This is a genomic window from Aliivibrio sifiae (genome assembly GCF_002954705.1).
Taxonomy (GTDB): Bacteria; Pseudomonadota; Gammaproteobacteria; order Enterobacterales; family Vibrionaceae; genus Aliivibrio; species Aliivibrio sifiae_A.
Genome location: NZ_MSCO01000001.1, coordinates 1,276,014 through 1,295,428, shown reverse-complemented (window position 1 = coordinate 1,295,428; position 19,415 = coordinate 1,276,014). Strand labels below are relative to the sequence as shown.

18 protein-coding genes and 1 tRNA gene are annotated in these 19,415 nt (G+C 37.3%); 11 read left to right on the top strand and 8 right to left on the bottom strand.

The genetic code is table 11. From position 1 onward, the window contains the following. Positions 1–52 precede the first annotated feature (52 nt). Entirely contained in the window at positions 53–955 is a 903-nt protein-coding gene (locus BTO22_RS05755) for an LPD25 domain-containing protein (protein WP_105054652.1), read from the top strand. Between the two features lie 234 nt (positions 956–1,189). After that, the gene (locus tag BTO22_RS05750) at positions 1,190–1,963 is read left to right on the top strand and encodes a helix-turn-helix transcriptional regulator (protein WP_061036725.1); all 774 of its coding nucleotides are present in this window, start codon (positions 1,190–1,192) and stop codon (positions 1,961–1,963) included. Positions 1,964–2,010: 47 nt separating this feature from the next. On the opposite strand, the gene BTO22_RS05745 is transcribed toward BTO22_RS05750, so the two are convergent. Next, positions 2,011–2,211 carry an AlpA family phage regulatory protein gene (locus BTO22_RS05745; RefSeq protein WP_061036726.1) on the bottom strand — a complete coding sequence of 67 codons (201 nt, stop codon included), beginning with the start codon at positions 2,209–2,211 and terminating at the stop codon, positions 2,011–2,013. A 92-nt stretch (positions 2,212–2,303) separates the two neighbouring features. On the opposite strand from BTO22_RS05745, the gene BTO22_RS05740 reads away from it, so the two are divergent. The 4 genes from BTO22_RS05740 (at position 2,304) to BTO22_RS05725 (ending at position 5,889) form a co-directional block, all read left to right on the top strand. Then, on the top strand, positions 2,304–3,296 hold the full coding sequence (locus BTO22_RS05740) for a GTPase family protein (RefSeq protein ID WP_105054651.1): 993 nt from the start codon (positions 2,304–2,306) through the stop codon (positions 3,294–3,296). Next, complete coding sequence (locus BTO22_RS05735) at positions 3,268–3,999, top strand: hypothetical protein (RefSeq protein WP_130047300.1); 732 nt, start codon at positions 3,268–3,270, stop codon at positions 3,997–3,999. The genes BTO22_RS05740 and BTO22_RS05735 overlap by 29 nt, the downstream gene beginning before the upstream one ends. 86 nt (positions 4,000–4,085) lie before the next feature. Beyond that, positions 4,086–5,444, top strand: a complete 1,359-nt coding sequence (locus BTO22_RS05730; RefSeq protein ID WP_105054649.1) for a hypothetical protein — start codon at positions 4,086–4,088, stop codon at positions 5,442–5,444. A 1-nt stretch (position 5,445) separates the two neighbouring features. Next, positions 5,446–5,889, top strand: a complete 444-nt coding sequence (locus BTO22_RS05725; protein ID WP_105054648.1) for a hypothetical protein — start codon at positions 5,446–5,448, stop codon at positions 5,887–5,889. 41 nt (positions 5,890–5,930) lie between these two features. On the opposite strand, the gene BTO22_RS05720 is transcribed toward BTO22_RS05725, so the two are convergent. Next, on the bottom strand, positions 5,931–6,551 hold the full coding sequence (locus BTO22_RS05720) for an inovirus Gp2 family protein (protein WP_105054647.1): 621 nt from the start codon (positions 6,549–6,551) through the stop codon (positions 5,931–5,933). A 187-nt stretch (positions 6,552–6,738) separates the two neighbouring features. Then, positions 6,739–7,893, bottom strand: a complete 1,155-nt coding sequence (locus BTO22_RS05715) for a hypothetical protein (protein WP_105054646.1) — start codon at positions 7,891–7,893, stop codon at positions 6,739–6,741. 166 nt (positions 7,894–8,059) lie between these two features. On the opposite strand from BTO22_RS05715, the gene BTO22_RS05710 reads away from it, so the two are divergent. After that, positions 8,060–8,605, top strand: a complete 546-nt coding sequence (locus tag BTO22_RS05710) for a hypothetical protein (RefSeq protein ID WP_105054645.1) — start codon at positions 8,060–8,062, stop codon at positions 8,603–8,605. Between the two features lie 379 nt (positions 8,606–8,984). Here the strand turns inward: BTO22_RS05710 and BTO22_RS05705 are convergent, their stop codons facing one another. Both BTO22_RS05705 and BTO22_RS05700 read right to left on the bottom strand, forming a co-directional pair. Beyond that, positions 8,985–10,226, bottom strand: coding sequence for an integrase domain-containing protein (locus tag BTO22_RS05705; RefSeq protein ID WP_105054644.1), 1,242 nt, complete (start codon positions 10,224–10,226; stop codon positions 8,985–8,987). Between the two features lie 185 nt (positions 10,227–10,411). Further along, positions 10,412–10,488 (bottom strand) — tRNA-Val (locus tag BTO22_RS05700). 198 nt (positions 10,489–10,686) lie between these two features. Between BTO22_RS05700 and BTO22_RS05695 the strand changes: the two genes are divergently transcribed. Next, positions 10,687–12,240, top strand: coding sequence for a Cache 3/Cache 2 fusion domain-containing protein (locus BTO22_RS05695; RefSeq protein WP_105054643.1), 1,554 nt, complete (start codon positions 10,687–10,689; stop codon positions 12,238–12,240). Positions 12,241–12,387: 147 nt separating this feature from the next. Here BTO22_RS05695 and BTO22_RS05690 read toward each other — a convergent pair whose 3' ends face one another. After that, positions 12,388–13,236, bottom strand: coding sequence for a CvfB family protein (locus BTO22_RS05690; protein ID WP_061002298.1), 849 nt, complete (start codon positions 13,234–13,236; stop codon positions 12,388–12,390). A gap of 89 nt (positions 13,237–13,325) precedes the next feature. Between BTO22_RS05690 and BTO22_RS05685 the strand changes: the two genes are divergently transcribed. Beyond that, positions 13,326–14,684, top strand: coding sequence for a hypothetical protein (locus tag BTO22_RS05685; protein WP_105054641.1), 1,359 nt, complete (start codon positions 13,326–13,328; stop codon positions 14,682–14,684). Between the two features lie 85 nt (positions 14,685–14,769). On the opposite strand, the gene BTO22_RS05680 is transcribed toward BTO22_RS05685, so the two are convergent. Further along, positions 14,770–15,654, bottom strand: a complete 885-nt coding sequence (locus BTO22_RS05680) for a putative PEP-binding protein (protein WP_105054640.1) — start codon at positions 15,652–15,654, stop codon at positions 14,770–14,772. Between the two features lie 209 nt (positions 15,655–15,863). Between BTO22_RS05680 and BTO22_RS05675 the strand changes: the two genes are divergently transcribed. After that, the gene (locus BTO22_RS05675; RefSeq protein ID WP_105055566.1) at positions 15,864–16,916 is read left to right on the top strand and encodes a 3-deoxy-7-phosphoheptulonate synthase; all 1,053 of its coding nucleotides are present in this window, start codon (positions 15,864–15,866) and stop codon (positions 16,914–16,916) included. A gap of 16 nt (positions 16,917–16,932) precedes the next feature. After that, complete coding sequence (locus BTO22_RS05670) at positions 16,933–17,415, top strand: YajQ family cyclic di-GMP-binding protein (protein WP_045102132.1); 483 nt, start codon at positions 16,933–16,935, stop codon at positions 17,413–17,415. A 133-nt stretch (positions 17,416–17,548) separates the two neighbouring features. Here the strand turns inward: BTO22_RS05670 and BTO22_RS05665 are convergent, their stop codons facing one another. Next, positions 17,549–19,330, bottom strand: a complete 1,782-nt coding sequence (locus BTO22_RS05665) for a M3 family oligoendopeptidase (protein ID WP_105054639.1) — start codon at positions 19,328–19,330, stop codon at positions 17,549–17,551. Between the last annotated feature and the right edge of the window lie 85 nt (positions 19,331–19,415).

Here is a 19,415-nt window from a genome sequence, read left to right as displayed (position 1 = left end):
GCAGCCTTTTGGTTGCGGTTTTTTTATGCTTAAAAATCAGGATAACTAACTCATGAATAAACAAATAATACCCACCCTTAATCCCTTCTCTGTCTTAGTCAATTGGTCTGAATCCAATGAGTTCAATGGAGGTCAGTTGTATGACTTCATGGACTTTGAGCGTAAAGCATTGGACGTAGCTAAACAAAAACCATTAGGCGGTTACGACAAAACCAATGTAACGGTGACATTTGAAAATGGGGATGAACACCAATGTCGATTAGATTTAGGTTGTGGTGGCAATGATGTAGGCTTTGCTGATCATTGTCTTAGTACGCTTGAATATCATGAAAAACATCACCTCGATACAGATAAGCCGTGGTTACGTAATGATGCTAATCATCAACAATTAATCACACTCATTAGAACCTATCATTTTGATATCGAGTTTATAACTGATGCTCGAAACCAAACCATCAAAGCCACTGAACTTGCGAAGCAACAAGAGCGAGATAAAGAGCAAGCCAAACGTGAGCAAGAAGAAAAAGAATGGCAAGCACATCAAGCCAATGAAAAGGCATTTCAAGCAGCTCTAGTCATACCTGAATGGACGAAAGGCGTGATCGTAGCTACTTATACCGAATACGATAAAGAACGCAGTGAGCCGCATTCAGGAGAGCATCACACCAAAACCCTTCGCACCATTATTTTAGCATGGTCTACCCATACCAGACGATTATTCCCTGAACTGCGTAAAGCCTGTTTGGATCATCCTGATACGGTATTTCTAAACGATAAAGAGCAAAGCTGTGAGCATCGTAATAACTACGGTATAGGGCAAGGCTCTGGCTTAACGAATGTGGATTATCTTTATCATGGTTGGTGTGTGGAAAAGATTGTCTTTGGGAATAAATACAACAAAGCGAAATACGTTCCATTAGGGGAAATCGTCATCCCTTTATCACAAGATAAATGAGGCTACACCATTAGATTATTGAAAAGGTAAAGGTCTTCGTCTCTCACCTTAAAACCCTTGCTCTATGCGGCTTTAGAAGGACTAACACTTGTAATCTCAATGTGCTTAACAGAGCAATATCACTCCTTCTCAATTATCCACCACTCACTTATTTTTAAGATCACTATCGCTACGACATAAGTCAACGCAGCCATAGATACACTCCCTATCAATTACCCTCAACAAGTTAAGCGAATGAATAAGAATGCCCCAAACCGTTCACAACATTATCTTCAATTAATTCTAGAAATTTATAAGCGCATACCGAAACATCGTAAAACCACCGCAAAAGAGATCCAACAGCAATTAACTAATATCGGCATTGATCGCAGTGAAAGATCTATACAGCGTAACTTAGCGGATATGGTTCAATTCTTTGATGACATTGAAATGGATAATCGAGACAAACCTTATGGATATACTCGTCGTTCAAGCTCTTTATTATCAGAGCATAGACAAGATGCCCTTTTATTATACTTAGCAACCCATTACTTACGTTATTTATTACCCGTGACACTGACTGCTTCAATGGAAAATATACTCTCTGATACAAAACGACTTTTTCTTCCTGAAAATGCGAACTCTAAAGAACGTCAGTGGGTAAATAAAATAGGCGTTGTCAATGACTCCTTTACGCAATCATTCCTATGCATACCTTCTCATATCTTTGAGCCAATCAGTTATGCCTTGTTTCATAACCGATTACTGTCACTTACCTACACAGAAGGAACACAAGCAAAAAAAATAAAAGAGGTTATGCCCCTTGGTTTAGTTCAACAAGGTGAATGGCTTTATCTTATTTATCAAACAAAAGAAGAAGTCATTACATACTCAATATGTCTGCATCACATCATTCAAGTAAGTGTATCTACCTTTTCATTTACCTACCCGAGTGAATTTACCTTACAGCAATACCTTAATAAAGAATGGGGGGAGGTTCAATCATCACATAAAACACATGCTCATTGAGGTTAACTACAGAGCCAATTACGACTCTGTATACAGTTATACATAACTTAACGAACGGTGCATGCATCTCGCAATGCAACTTTCTCCATCATCCACTCTTCTATTTCATGTTCCACCCAGCGGACCCCTCTCTTATCTATATCCAACTTAACAGTGCCAGGGAAACGCCCTTCATTCATAAATTTATAGACACTTGAACGACCTAATCCAGTCATTGCCATTACTTCTTTTAACTTAATGAATTTCATTATTTTATTCCTTATGAGTTTTCGTCATAAGGAGGTGCACTACTGTTATTTTTACGCGAAACTTATCGCTTTTCCTGATATAAGGACTTCCAATGAATAAACCACCCAATCTCTTCTTACAGCTTGAAGAAGATATTAACCTCGCCAGTCTTAATCCAAATACCCAAAACCTATTACTTCGTAACCTCAACACATTAAAGACCACCCAACTAAACATCATGATTGTTGGTGCAACAGGTGCAGGGAAAAGCTCAACCATTAACGCGTTATTCAATATGGATATAGCAACCGTTGGCACAAGTAGCTCTCCTGAAACGTCAAACATCACAGCCTACACTCTGCATAATTTGGTGTTGTGGGATAGTGCAGGATTAGGTGATGGCTATACCAATGACAAGCAACATGCCAAAGCCATTAAACAGAAATTAAAAGAGAGAACAAAGGACGGTGAATTATTGATAGATTTAGTGCTGGTGATTATTGATGGCAGCACTCGTGATTTAGGGACGCCAGTGACACTTATCAACAACGTTATTCTTCCCTCAATAGGAGATAATCCAAATGAGCGAATTTTAGTTGCAATTAACCAAGCGGATATTGCACAAAAAGGAAGGGATGCATGGGACTACGATAACAATCACCCAACCCCAGCTTCAGCCGCCTTTCTTGATGATAAAATAGTGTCACTCAAACAGAGGTTATTTGAATCAAGCAAACTAACCATCTCTCCTATCTATTATGTCGCAGGGTTTCATGATGGTGAGCATCAACAACTCCCTTACAACCTCTCTAAGCTATTGCTGCTCATCGTTGAACATACACCAAAAAATAAAAGAGTCATTTTGGCTAATCGCACATTATCAACCAAGCAGAGTGCATGGCAGTATGATGATGAACATTGTGATTACAATCAGAAGACACGACATCATTTATGGGAGGGAATTATGGATTCTATTCATCATGGTGCTGATATCGGCTCTGATATTGGTTTTGTCTTTGGTCGTACAGGAGAGCTGATTGGAGCCTTAATTGGAGGGACATTAGGCGCAATTTCTGGTGGTCTACGCAGCCTGTTTAGATTATGAAGGTATTATGCTAACAACGACACAAGAGCAACAACTGCACCTTACGACTCGTCGTTTAGATACTCATCCCATTGATGTACTGATTGTCGGAGCAACAGGCTCAGGGAAAACCACCACGTTACAAGCGTTACTACCAAAAAAATTACGTAAGCGAGCAAACAAACACCCAACGTTACCTGATATGAAAAAGATGCATGCTTATCGTATTCATCCACATTTACGGATGTGGGAGCCTATTCCCCCTGACTCACTCACATTAAAAAATGAACAGTTATATGAAAAAGAAATCATTAATACGCTTCAATACGCCTACCCTTACAAAGATAACCATTATGCATTTATCGATATGGTCGTAATAGTGATTGATGGATCAAGCCGAGATATAGGAACCGCCATTAATCTGATCAACCACACTCTACTGCCCTATTTCCCCATAGAAAGAATAGTGGTTGCAATTAATCAAGCCGACAGAGCAATGAAAGGACGACATTGGGACACACTACTAAATGAGCCCTATCCACCACTACAGCATTACCTAATCCATCAAGCCAATACCATAAAGCACCGACTTTCGGCGTCTTGCTCAGAGTCCTTTCCTACCCCAATTTATTACTCAGCTCGATATCACTACCACCTTCAAGTATTGCTTGATGCCCTTATCGACACCCTACCAACAGAGAAACGGAAAATAGTGCTTTCTTAAATCACAATTCCATCAGTGCTGCGTCATAAGGTGTCGCTGCACTCTTTATCCTATTGGTTTAATTATCCCTTATTGGAAATAACATAATGAAAATTACCCCTTCTTTACTTGGCTCATTGATTGCCTTATCACTCTCAGGTTGTAACAGCAGTGATGATTCAAACTCGACAGTATCCACATCAACCATTAAAGCCATTGATGGCTACCTTGCTAATGCGTCTGTCTATATCGATAGAAACAACAATAACATCGCTGATGAAAATGAATTCGTTGGGGTTACTTCAGAGAGAGGTGAACTAACAATCGATTCATCACAGCTAACACATCCCATCATAATAAAAGCAATTGCTGGTCAAACGTATGATTTAGATAAAGGTGGACGCTTAACACAAAGCTATGAATTGATGGCAGATACAAGCACGACAATCATTACCCCTTTTACAACCTTAGCAAAAATCAATGACATCACAATGGAGACTCTTGCCGCTCAATTAGGTTATGACACAACATTGATTAATTCGGATTACGTCAAAGCAAAAGAGACAAATGCTACCGCAGAGCAAGTTCATTTATTGGCTCGCAGTAGTATGACTACACTCAATGATACTGTGGTTAATTCCATAAAGAACAAAGAAGCCATCACGCAAGGAGTGACTACCATCAATAACAAGGTGGATGAACTAGTAAACGCTGGAAATAACCTTAATAATATTGTGATTGATGCAAGTGGCAACAGTACCCCTATGCCACCAACATTAACTCGATACTTAGCAGATACCACTCTCTATCAGTTCAGTACTAATGAGTTTTGGTTTGAGCATGATTTGTATAGCAAGATGGTATTTAAAGACAATACGTTGACCGCTACCACCAGCCAAGGGGAGCACATTGCTGACTTACCTATCAGCATCACAAACAACACCTATACCGCTAAAGGCACTGAACTTGAAGAAGAGTTTATCTATTTTAGTCACGACTTTTCACTGATAGTCACCAGCGACGGTGCTATGGATTTCGCCACCACTGATGCATCTATTATTGATGAAAATACCAATACAGTGAACTTCAACTTCATCCCAGCAACAGCTTCTATGTTTCAAGGTAAAGAAGTCTATTGGTTAATTGATGATGCAGAGAATAGCCCTACCGCTAACGTCTCTCTGATTGAATTCTCTTTTGATGAGATAGGCGATACAGGTCGGTATGTAAATGGAAATATTAAAGGTGGTTTCACTTGGTACATCAATGCCGATAATCAGCTTACCATCGTACGTGACAGCGAAGCCAAAGATTGGATATTCCAACCTGTGATGACCAATGACGACATGATTGTTTCTGTTATGCGTCACGCCCCTCTAGAAGCTCACAAATACTCTCGTATTCCGATGTTTCTTATCAACAATAAAGATCTCGCTGAGAGTCTTAAACAAGAATGGATAAAATAACATGCGTAAATTACTACTAGCATTACTCGTCACCACCTCATTCAGTACCGTTGCACAGACGGATGGATTCAGTATTAAATATAAAAATATAGATACTCATTACGGTACAAAAACAAAGCTCTTTGTGACTTCTCATTTTGATGATGTTGTGATTAATAAAGTTGAAGTGAATCGAGGTAATTGTCCTTTAGCTTGGCCTAAAACCCCCACAGTTAAAGTAAAGAAAGATAAATACAGTCAATCGGATGATTTATTAAATAATCTCAGTAACCCTGATTACAATCCGAACAAGAGCAACGTTAAGGCTCAAGGAACAACATGGCATCCTTATGAGCCTGTTAGGTTAGCGTTCGGACAAACAACAGGCTACGTAGCTACCAGCGTCTGTAACGTCATTGAAATTACTATTTCATCCAGTGAAGGGGATTATCGTTTTACTGATTAACATAAGAAAAGAAAGGCGGTAATGCCTTTCTTTTTTTTATCTCATTTACGGCTACTGCCGAAGTTCTTACCACCATTGCCATAACGTTTTGTTGCCTTTTTTGCAAAATAACTTAAGCGATAAAAAAGGTCATCATACTGCGCTTTATAATTAGAGTCTGTTTTATTCAGAGTATAGGTAGCATTATCTGTAAAATAAATAGCACCGTCTATATCAATAATATGAACACCTAATGCACTAGCCCATGCTTGCCTTATTCTTGCCGCAGTATTTCCTTCTTTCGCTGTAAAATACCCAAGATGACTGTAAACATTTCCATTAAGAAATACCACAATGTGATAGTGAGGATGATTAGAAGAGTCTTGTTCTTTTACCCATATAAACCTAGGTGTAGATTTTCCTCTCTTCTTTTTTTTTAAGTCAGCACGAATGATGGCTTTAAAAGAAGCAATAAATTTAGAAATATGGTTATTTTCAACTACGGTATAATCTTCAGGGTAGCGTAAATCAACACGCATAGCAGAAGTTCTAGGGTACGCATTCAAAGCCAGTTTAATAGTTTCATCAATTTTGATTAAATACTTTTCATCTAATTCACCACAATCCGTTTGTACTCTCATACCTTGAAAGGTATTTATTAATTTTTTCTTGTTACTTCCCATTGTTTTTTACCTATGATTATTTAGTTCATAGGTACAATGGTTACTGTTAATTATTGTAGTTATGATTACGATGCATTAGGTAGAATGAATAAACTATATAATATTAATAACCGTAGCATTAATTTTCTTCATCTCCACACTAAGAGTTGATACCATAAGGGTTACACTTACAAAAAACTGAAATATTTCACTCTGGAAAAACATTATTATTAGCACACCTCGATAACACCTTCACATTATTACTTAATATTTTTATTTGATAAGTATATTGCTTACCATCATGTTTACACCATTCTCTATCAATAAGCTCTAAATATTGATTTGATACCAACATCGAAATGTAAAATAATAAATTATCGACATCTTTATCACTAATAGCCCCATCTAGTTTATTGGCTAAAAATAATGACTTTAATCGCCTTATTTTTACAACCTCACGTTCTTCAATTAGCAAACACCTTTTTTCACTATATTTTGAAAGCATGTGGCAGGTATATTTCTCCAATGCATATTGAAAATAACCACCATATTTATCACCAAGATTTTTAGCAGGCAATATTTTTGAAATGGTTTTAAACCACAAGTCATCCAAGAATAAATCATGTAAATTATGTTGTTTATATTTGACGTCTTTTTTTTCATTAGTCCTTAACATTTCACGGATCAAAATCTCAACATTGTAAAAATTATTATTATTGATGTGCATTACATTCTCAACTTTATCTTGTTCAGGAATAGAAGCTCTAAAATTACAATCTAAATCAAGATAAAACGAACCTTTTTTCTTTCCTAAGAGTAAATCATTATTAATACCAGAAACTCTATAAATAATATATTTAAGCGTCATTAACTTTCTAATCTGAGTACGTACTCTTTCTCGTTTCATTCCTGTAAATTTAGAAATATCAGCAATACTGAAATCATGCACGATGCCAAAGCTATCAGCTTGTGCTAGCAACAGGCTCAATAAGAGCTTATGAGATACATTCAATGAATCATGCTCCTCACAGTTAGAATCAAGCAACTCATCAATCAGAGCCTTGCTATAAGATAAAGGCTGTCTGTATTTTTTTATTACTTCAAGAGCCTCGAAAAAACCAATTGAAAACTGATATGCCTTTTTTACTTTTCCTTTATTGGTAATAGCAATAAGCCCAGCCTCTGATAGTACTACCATTGATGGCACTATAACCTTTCTAGATACACCACATAGCTTGGCTAGCTGAACAGCACTACTATCAATTGGATTGTAGATATCAAAATATCTAATCAGTTGAACAAGAAGATACTTACCTTCCGGAGATAACCCTTTAATGGTCAATAAAAGCGACTGTATATACACATTAAAACCTCAAATTGTTCTCTATACACCCCATATTACAGGTAAATCAGAATGTAATTTTAGACATAGTCCACAGACATAGTCTAAAAAAGTGATTTAGTTATTATGTTCCTTTACTATCATAGTCACTCATTTATAGCTTTAAGCTGCATGCCTAGTATTAATTATGACTAAAAAACTTAATCACTTTAATTTTGATAACGAAGAACATATTGCATGGTTACAAGGTTACTTAAGTAAAAGACATGACCATCTTTTTACTCTGGCCCCTTATCTAGATATAGGGAACATTTTCAGTGTTCAGGCTCATATTCCAAAAACAGAACGATTTGATAAATTAGTTTCTGCATTAGAAAAGAATGCTGAAGGCCGAGAATTATGGAGACAACTATATGGTGCATGGCATAAAAAGCAAAAAAGAGATAGTAATAATAGAATAAAGTCTTATAGCTTTGAGTTAGATGTAGCTATTAAAAGTAAACTAAATTTTTTATCTAAGGGTTCAACCATAAAAGATACATTGGAGAAATTAATTACAGGAGTTTATCAAGAAGAAAAAAATATAATAAAAAACAACAAACAGATTAAATTAAACAATTTAACAGCCATTCAATTGGAAACATTAAAATTTGAGTTAGACAAAGAAAAGGAAAGAGTTAAATATTTATCATCGATACTTGAAGAAAATGGGATTAATTTTAATTTAAAGTGACATATATTATTAATAACTTCATTCGACACCTATGATATAAGCCATACTTATACAATCAATCAATCAATCAATCAATCAATCAATCAATCAATCAAGAGGTTATAAGTACTGACGGGAAAGTTATCAATACTTAAGCGATTAATATTATGAAAGGTGAAAGCACTTAAATTCCCGACATGTACCGTAAATTTTTATAATAAAAAACTTATAAAGACAATATAAAATTTAAAAATCACATAATATTAGATCTACCTAAAATATATTAGTTAATCCTAATTACATCGAATTAATATTTCAATAAAACCATCAGAGTTACAATATCTTTCATTTATTATATTTAATAGGGATGAATGAACTATCCTTCCCTATATGTTTTCTATTAACCTACAACCTTAAGTCCCTTCTTACCACTCATAGATAAGCTACCAGTAGCCGCCTCTTCGATATGGTCACTCCACCACTTCATTAGAACCTTACGTCGTTCAAGGTAGTCTGTGCGATTATAAGCACTTCGAACCTTATCTCTATCAACATGAGAGAGTGCCGCTTCAATAATATCCGCATCGAAGTTTTGTTCATTTAAGGTAGTACTAGCTAATGCTCGTAGGCCATGAGAAGTTTGTCTTCCCTTAAATCCCATTCGCACCAATGCTTTATTAGCTGTTTCTTTATTTATGTGATTTTTATTGCTTTTATCAGCAGGGAAAATATATTCACTCTCACCTGTAATAAAATCAATCGTTTCTAATAAATCTAATGTTTGCTTTGTTAATGGGACGGTATGAACTCTTCCCTTCTTCATTCGTTCAGCAGGAATAACCCAAAGCATTTTTTCTTTGTCTATTTCATCCCAGCGCGCACCAGCAGTCTCGGCTGGTCTTGTCATGGTATGAAGCTGCCATTCTAACAAACAGCGTGTGATGGGCTTAATAGATGCGTAATTAATCGTTTTTAACAGCTCCGGTAGATCTTTAGGATCTAGCGATGCCTGGTTAGTAACTTTGGCTGTTTCAAACGCTTTCCCAATACCAGCAAGTCTATTGTGTTCTATAACACCAGTATTCACAGCAAAGGTCATGATCTCATTTAAATTACGACACAATCGTCCTACCGTTTCTAACTTACCTTGATTTGCAATTGGCTTAATGGTTTTAATAGCTTGTGGTGCAGTAATATCACCAAGCGGGAATTTACCAAGATCAGGTAAAAGGTACTTCTCTATTCGTTGTTTTAATTTCTTGGCTGTTTGTTCTTTAATGCTTGTTTTCTTTACTTCAAGCCAATCATCAAATACCGCTTGTAAGGTATTCGATAACTCTAGTTGTTTTTCACGAAGTGTATTATCTCGATGCTCTTTCGGATCAATACCGTCGGCAAGTATCTCTCTGGCTTCAATAGCTTTACTTCTTGCTTTAGCAAGTGAGATATCTGGATATTTACCTAAAGCTAAATTAAGCCGTTTTCTTGTTATTGGATGATAATAAGAAAAGCGCCATAACTTAGTGCCTATTGGTTTTACCTTTAAAGATAAACCGTCACCATCACCTAGGTTATATTCTTTATCTTTTGGTTTTGCTTGTTTAACTTGGGTCGCCGTTAAGGGCTGTACTTTTATAGCCATTTGAACCTCTGAAGTAACCTCGAAAGCACACAATTTTAAAAAGGTTACTTCAGAGATTACTTCAAACCGTGGATTTTACAAGACACTAATGGACGCTTACGGACACCAAAACAGCTAAATGATTGATAAAACAAGGAATTACAGACACAAAAAAGCCCACACTAGGTGGGCTCTTTCGTATAATGTGGTGCCCGCTACTGGACTCGAACCAGTGACACCTTGCATGTCATGCAAGTACTCTAACCAACTGAGCTAAGCGGGCAAATCGTTAACAGGGAAGTAATTGACTTCTCCTTGAGAACGAGATGGATAATATCGAGTTCCTTTTTACTCTGCAAGTCTTTTTTTATGATTATCAATCGTTTGTCTATTTAATATTCAAACTGAACAAAATCAGAACAACTTGATTGCAAGCCCCTTTTAAAATAGAATCGCACATACCGTTAAAAGGATTTATTTCATGCCACAATCTCGCTTTCATCATTTTCAATTCTTACCATCTATTTTAGTTTTGTTGCTTGTTGGCATTGCGGCTATCTCGCTTACTTTTAGTATTCAAAGTTTTCAATCTGTTGAGAAAACAATACGAACTTCATCATTTCAAGCATTCAATAACTCTATTGAAGCTAGTTATGACATTGTCGATACCGCATTAAACGAATCGATAAAACGATATTTAAGAGGCATTGTGGTCTCTTCTGCTAAGTTTATTACTCAGATTCAAAAATCTACGTCATTGACCTCTGTACAAAAAACAGCACTAATTCAAGATTATATAAACTCTAATAAAATTGGAGATACTGGCTATTCCTATATATTGAACTCTAAAGGAAAACTAGAGTATCACCCTATCTTCCAAGGCCGTAACGTCAGTGAGTATCGTCACATTCAAGAACAAATTGATAATGATGATCACTTTGTTGAATACTTATGGATGAACCCTAATGAAGAGAAACCACGTAAAAAACTGGCGTATTCTATTTATGTAGAAGAGCTTGATTTTATTGTGTCGGCAAGCGCTTATAAAGACGAGTTATTACACTTCATCAATAAAACGATCCTTAAAGATAAACTCAACAAATATCAATACGGTGATACTGGCTATGTGTATGTTATAAACCTAACGGGAGAGTTAATTCTTCACCCTAGTTATGAAGGTGAGAATATACGCAGTTTAATTGGTGAAAGTGCCGATGGTTTACTTCATAAAATTCAACAATCAGCTAACCGCTATAGTTTACAAATGAATTTAGTAAATGGTATGTCTGAGACAACAGCACACGCCGCTAATGTGGAAGATTATAGCTATCAAATAACCTTGGATGGCAGCACATACCAAAAAGACGTGCTTTATATCTATTACCCTTATCTTGATTGGGCGATTGTCTCTGGTATTTCTAGAGATGAATTGAACCGACCAACAAACACATTGTTATACAGCTTATCTGGGCTTCTTTTTAGCTTGGTTTCTATTATTGGTATCTTGTTGATATTGCTTAATCAGCGCCATAAAAAATTAACTCACGTACTTAACCGTGATTATTTAACAGGGTTGCTTAACCGCCACGCTTTTCACAATATGGTCACACCATTAATTAGTGAGCAAGACCACCCTACCGTTTTTTCGTCTTACTCTATCATTCTGTTAGATATCGATTTCTTTAAGCATATAAATGATACTTATGGGCAAATTGTTGGAGATAAAATCATTACTATTGTAGGTAAAGCGATTTCTCAATATCCAAATGTCTTAGCGGCACGATACGATGGCGAGGCGTTTATTCTCTTTATCTCTGAGAGCAGCCCTAAACGAGTTATTGAGTTTACTGAAAAAGTGCGTCAACAAATCAATAAATACAACACGTTAAATGAGGCGATTACATTAAGTGCAGGCATCACTACAATAAGTAAGCCAAACATATTATTGGATGACGTGATAGAACAAGCAGATAAAGCTCTGCGCCATTCAAAAGATACAGGGCGAGATAAAATCACTCATTATCAAGATCTATAAGAAGTAAAATAGAAATAGGAAGGGAAAACTGGTAACGCTGTACTACGCTCAATAAAGTAATGTTCTCCATTTATTAGGCAAGGCTCATCGAACCATTTCCCTAAGCCCATAACGACTATCGTTACGGGCTATTTTTTTAGGGCAATTTTATTTCGACTCTGTACTCACTAGGTGAATGCCGTCTTTTTCGATTGTGATCTTGCCTGCTTTATATAAACCACCAATCGTCTTTTTAAACGTGCCTTTACTTGTTCTAAACTCAGCAAAGATTGCGTCTGGAGATGATTTATCACTTAGAGGTAAAAAGCCGTCTTTTTTCTCTAAGGTCGCGATTACTTTTTCACTTAAATCATCCATACGAGCTACGCCTGGACGCTGTAGAGACAGTGAGATTTTTCCATCTTCACGCATATCAGCAATAAACGCTTTTAGTTGCTTACCAATAAATAGTTTACCAAATACATCTGAATGGAAGATTAGCCCCCAATGCTCACCATTGATCACGGCTTTGTAACCAAGATCAGTACGTTCTGCAATTAAGATATCGACTTGTTGGCCTTTTTCGTAATTTGCTGGAGTCTTATCTAGCCATTTGTTAAAACGAGTTGTACCTACGATACGGCTAGACGCTTTATCAATGTATACATAAACAAGAATTGATTGACCTTCGTTTAAGCGACCACGTTGCTCACTGAATGGAACCAATAAGTCTTTTTTAGCGATACCCCAATCCACAAATGCACCAATGCTGTTTGTGCCAATAACGTTCATTAGGCCAAATTGACCTACTTGCGCTTTTGGTGTTTCTGTAGAGGCTACCACTTCATTTTCTGAATCAAGATAAATAAACACATCAAGCGCTTCACCGACTGCTGTGCCTTCTGGAACAAAACGACTTGGAAGAAGAATAGAACCATAATCTCCGCCATCTAAAAAGACACCAAAATCTACAGTTTTTGTTACTTCTAATTTGTTGATTTGACCAATTTTAATCATTACTTCAATTCCTAAATAAAATACTCGGCGATTATACCTGAACTCTGATATGCTTGCTTTATGAATTACCATTTTTATAGGAATTTCCTGTGATTACAGTTGGTAAGAAAGATGGCTTATCACTAAAGATCTCACATATTGTTGAAGAATCTAAGCAACACGAACTGGAAATGTTTCTTTTCATTCCAGGTGAGCTTGGTTTAAACAAAGACATGGTTTCTGAATCTGAGTTTTATTACAACTCCATTCAGAGCCAGCGTACGTATTTCAGTGATAAAAATCACCTTCCTCTTGTGCACTCTCGTCTTGCTCAACGTGGCCGTCTGTCTACTGAACAATATCGTTTAAGTTTGAGTTTATACGCTTATCAATATGCCCTCGCATTAGAAAAAGCGGTACAGCAACTTAATGATACATCCCGTGAAGAAATCACTCATCAAGAGGTTGATGATGCGATTGATCTTGCCATTGACATCCTTAGAAAGTTACGCCGTAACGTACCTTATGATGATACGTTAAAACGCTATTACGCTAATATAGACAATTACTTATCTTGGTATACAGAGCAGCGCTTTCTGTCTTTGCTTGCTCACATGCCAAGAAATGAAGAATATAAGCTGGTTAAAGAACGTCTTATCGATATTTGTGAATTGGAGTCGCTTCACCGCCTTGATAAAAGTTACAACTCGGGTAAGGCTCGTGATGACATGACTCGAATGTCGAATAAAATGCGTTTATTACGTCGTTTGATCGAATTCCCTATCGTACTTAAAGAAAAGAATTTAGCGCTCGGTAAGCACATTAAAAGAGTCGTAAAAGGCGGAGCAACCGCGGTTGTTATGATCTTTGTATCATTGATGGTTATTCAAGCGCGTGGGTTCTTGGGTGAAATTACCGCTTCCTTTATCTTTGCTGTCTCATTTATCTATGCCATGCGTGAGGTCTTTAAAGATGATTTACGTGATGTAATGTGGCGTTGGATACGTAAAGGTCAACCTAAGTGGCGTAAACGTTACCTTGATCCTACAACCAATACCTATGTAGGAAGAAAGCTAGAATGGCTTGATTACATGACCTTTTCTGAGTTGGATTCAGATATTCAGAAGCTGCGTAAACATCGTGTAGTGCAACGTGAAGAAATAATCCTCTCATATAAGAGCCAAACGAAAATGGCGATCACGAAGTTTATGAGTGGTTATGAACAGACTCGTGAAACCATGTTGATTGATCTCCGCCCTATTGCTCGTTTAATGGAAAAAGGTTCTCAAAAGATTTATCAATTAAATGATGGGCAAGTCACTAAAGAATCGGTTGAGAAGCGTCATTTAATTAACTTAATTGTGCGTGAAACCATGGATGATTACAGTACTCAATTACATCGTTGGAAAATTATTGTTAACCGCTCAAAGATTATTGATATTGAGAAGATTTCAATTGATAGTAAATAAAACTTAACTAACTATATATCCAAAAAAACGCCTTTAGGTTAGTACAACCTAAAGGCATTTTTGTATTTATATCAACTCAGCTTCGTTACGCTGTAACTACAACATCTGTCGCACTTAATTGCTCTAATAGCTCTTGAATTCTTGGATTTTGAGCTAATTCATCAATCGTTATAACTACAGGTTTGTTTGCTTTATTTGCCGCTTGAATTGCCTGCCCTACAAGATGCAAAACCGCTTCGTTTTGTGGATCAAAATGATGTTCTAATGCTTCGTTTTGTTTATCTACGCCCAACGTAAACTGCGTTAGTGTATCTACATTTACGATCATGCCATCAAAGTATTGAAGTAATTTATCTGCCATCAATGCTGCTGCCGGTACATCACACACAAAATGAACTTTAAGCCCATTTAGACCGCGTGGTAAACCGTGAATTGCTAAACGATCAATGATGGTTGCCGCATCACTTAGGTTACGCACAAATGGCACTACAATTTGTACACTTGCCGATGTTCCGGCCATTACTTTTTTAATCACTGCGCATTCTAGAGCAAACTGTTCTGTGCTCGCCTCTGATGCAAAGCGTGTTACGCCACGAACGCCCATCATTGGGTTCGCTTCTTTCGTTTCTAATTGACCAGCAAGTAAGCCTGCAAATGCAGCACTGTCTGCATCAGAAAAGGAGATTTTCACTTCTGTTGTTGATTCTTTAATATTCGCTAAAATCTCATTAGCTAAAGTATCGACAAAGTGGGTTTTACCATCTGCAGCACCTTCAATGATAATTGCTAAACTTTGCGCCTCGATATCACTCATTTTAGGCGCTTTAATCACGGCTTTTGGATGATAAAATAAATGCTCTTGAATCAACCCTGCAATAGATACATACAAAGAGGCTTCTGAGTCTGTTTGAGATTGGTAAGAAGGTAAACTCGCCATACGTGTTAGTGTTGGTAAAATAGTATCTGTCATGCTTACTCCAATGAACTCATTGAGTTAGATTTATTATTAAATGTTATTTATGTTGAACATACATATACATGAGCAACAACTCAAGTCTAAAAGATACAATAATGCTACTTTATACGCCCACATCTTTATCTCTATTAAGTTTTGGGTTTCATCCCTTTGAATTTTCCGTTATCTTACTCGGGTGTATTAAAGAATTAACAGGCGAAACTATGCCATTTCAAACAGATGAACTTCGTACTCAGCCTTTAGGCCCAATGCCAACACCCGCTGAGCTCACGACTGCTCACCCTATTACCGACGATGTTGCTGAACATATTGAGCACTCTCGCGCACAGGTTGAAGCTATTTTAACTGGCAAAGATAAACGTCTTTTAGTCGTTGTTGGTCCATGCTCTGTACATGATACAGCTGCCGCATTGGATTACGCACAACGCTTAGCCAATATTCAAGAACAGTATAAAGGTGAACTTTTCATCGTTATGCGTACTTATTTCGAGAAACCGCGCACAATTGTAGGTTGGAAAGGATTAATTACCGATCCTAATTTAGATGGCAGCTATGCACTTGAGGCTGGTTTACATAAAGCGCGTAAACTTTTGCTTGATATCAATAAACTGGGTTTAGCTACGGCAACTGAGTTTTTAGATATGATCACGGGTCAATATATTTCAGATCTCATTACGTGGGGTGCCATTGGTGCTCGTACAACTGAATCTCAAATTCACCGTGAAATGGCGTCTGCTTTATCTTGCCCTGTTGGCTTTAAAAACGGAACAAATGGCAACACACAAATAGCGATGGATGCTATCCGTGCGGCTAAAGCATCTCATTTCTTCTACTCGCCTGATAAACAAGGTCGCATGACGGTATATCGCACTGCGGGTAATCCGTTTGGTCATGTCATCCTTCGTGGTGGTAATGATAAGCCAAACTTTGATATTGATTCAGTGACAGATGCTTGCCAACGTTTAGAAAATGTGGGCTTACCCCCTCACCTGATCGTCGACTTTAGCCATGCAAACTGTGAAAAACAGCATCGCCGCCAACTTGATGTAGCAAAAGATATTTGTGCTCAAATCGAGTCTGGCAGCAATAAAGTGGTTGGTATTATGGCTGAAAGCTTCATCGTTGAAGGCAATCAACCAATGACTGATTTAAATAACCTGACTTACGGTAAATCAATTACTGATCCATGCCTAAGTTGGGAAGATACCGTGGCTATGTTAGACATGCTATCAAACACAATTAAAACATCTCGTTAATTTAAGGATTAAAACTATGCCTGCTTTTGATATCGTTTCTGAAGTTGATAATGTTGAACTAAAAAATGCGGTAGACAATGCTACTCGTGAATTAGCTACTCGTTTCGATTTTCGTGGTGTTGATGCTAGCTTTGAATTAAAAGGCGAAAACATCAAGATTAAAGCGGAAGATGACTTCCAACTATCTCAGTTAGTAGATATTTTACGTGGTAACCTTGCAAAACGCGGTGTTGATGCTCGTTCAATGGATATCAAAGACGCAGTTCACTCTGGTAAAAACTTTTATCAAGACATCGACTTTAAACAAGGTGTTGATACGCTTATCGCTAAGAAATTAGTAAAAGAAATCAAAGCATCAAAAATTAAAGTTCAAGCTGCAATCCAAGGCGAACAACTTCGTATTACTGGTAAGAATCGTGATGATCTGCAAGCTGCAATGGCACTTGTACGTGAAGGTGACTTTGGTCAACCTTTCCAGTTCACAAATTTCCGTGACTAATCCAGTTTTCACATAGTGATGTTCTAAAAAACATTACTATTTGATAGATATAAAAAAAGCGTCTCTACTGTTTATCAGTGAGACGCTTTTTTATTATTTTCAGTTATATTTTTCGTTAGTCTCTAGTTTAAAATTAGCTGACTAATCGCTCAAATTCATCAATTTGTTGGCTCACTCTATCTAAGCTCTGCTGCCAAAATGTTTCTTGGGTTAAATCCATCTGTAAGTGCTTTTGAACCACCTCTTCAGCTCGCATAGAGCCTGTATCACGCAGTAAACTTACGTAATCACTGTAGAAGCATTCCCCTTTTGCTTCTCTCTGAGCGTATACACCAATACTGAATAAGTAACCAAACAAATATGGGTAATTATAAAAACTCACTTCTGGGATGCTAAAATGCAGTTTACTTGCCCAAAATAATGGGTCTGGCTCTGACATCGAGTCTCCATACCATTCAGTCCAAGTTTTACTCATTAAGTCGGAGAGTTGTTCTGACCCTAACTCTTTATTTGCGCATTGCTCATAAAATGCTTTTTCAAACTCATATCGCACTGGAATATTAATGGTTAGCGCTAATGCCGAAGACAGTTCTTCCCATAGCATTTCTATTTTGTCTTCTTTTGTTTTTGCTTTCGCCATCAATGCATCACGAACTACGTTTTCAGCAAAGATCGACGCTGTTTCTGCCAATGTCATTGGGTATTTAGTTTTACACAATGGCATGTCTCGCATTACCCAGTTATGGAAAGCGTGACCTAGTTCATGCGCAAGCGTTAATACATCTGACATGCTATTACCCCATGTCATAAAGACCAATGGCGTTCGAGAATCAGCAAATTTTGTACAGTAAGCGCCAAGACGTTTAGTTTCTTGTGGTGCGGCATCTATCCAACCGTTTTCCACCATTAAACCAACAAAATCAGCCATTTCTTGTGAGACTCCCGCAAAGGCATCTTTTATAATCTCTATTGCTTCATTGAAACTGTAATTTGATGCTTCACCAACAAGCGGTGGCATTGACGCTAATTGATCCCAAGGCGTAAGTTGTTTAGTGCCGAACATTTTCGCCATTAAACGCCCTGCTTTTTGACCGACTTCACGATTCTTTTTCGCTACCAACATCATGCTATCAAGTGTGGCTTGTTCAATACGGCTGCCATGCAAACTTGGCTCAAGAAAATGCACGCTATTTACTGCACTACGTTTTTTATATTCCGTTAATCTCCAGCCTGCTAGCGCATTTAAAATAGCCGAAAAACTTTCTTTGTTCTGTGCCATTGCTAATTGAATTGCACGCCATGCTGGCTCTCTACGTAACGTATCACTGCCATATAAGATACTTGCTGCTTGAGACAACCCAATGGTCTCATTTGTGTCGTCAGGAAGTTGCAGGGTCACTTTCATTGAGCCAGTGATGTTATCATACAGACGACCCCATGCATTCTTTCCATTCACACTCATGGCAGACAGGAGTTGCTCTTCTTTCACACTTAATCGTGTTGCTATTAACTTTCTTTCTTCTTCTAATAAGAATCTCTGAGCAGCAAGATCATCATTAAGTGTCAGTATTGCTTCAAATTGTACTTCTGACGCATTCACAATCGCATCTAAATATGGGCTAAAAGCTTGTGATAAATCAGAAGATAGCTTTGTCATCTGATTAACTAATGCTTTTGCTTGAGTGTTTGATGCATCGACAGAAGCGATGCAATTACCATAACTAGCCACGGTTGCTAACTGAACTGAGATAGATTCTTTTTCAAGAACAGCTTGTTGTAGATGGTGTACGTCAAGCTTAGTATCAGAACTTGAGAATGCCGCAATACGTAGCTCAATTTGAGATATTGTCTCGGTTAATTTAGAATCATCAAGTGATTGAAAAGCGATAGAAAGATCCCAACTTGGTGCTGTCATGATTATGTCCTTTTTATTTTTGTTTTCCACATCATAGCAATTACGTTTATGTGGTAAAGCACTCAATAGCTTAATCTCATCATTC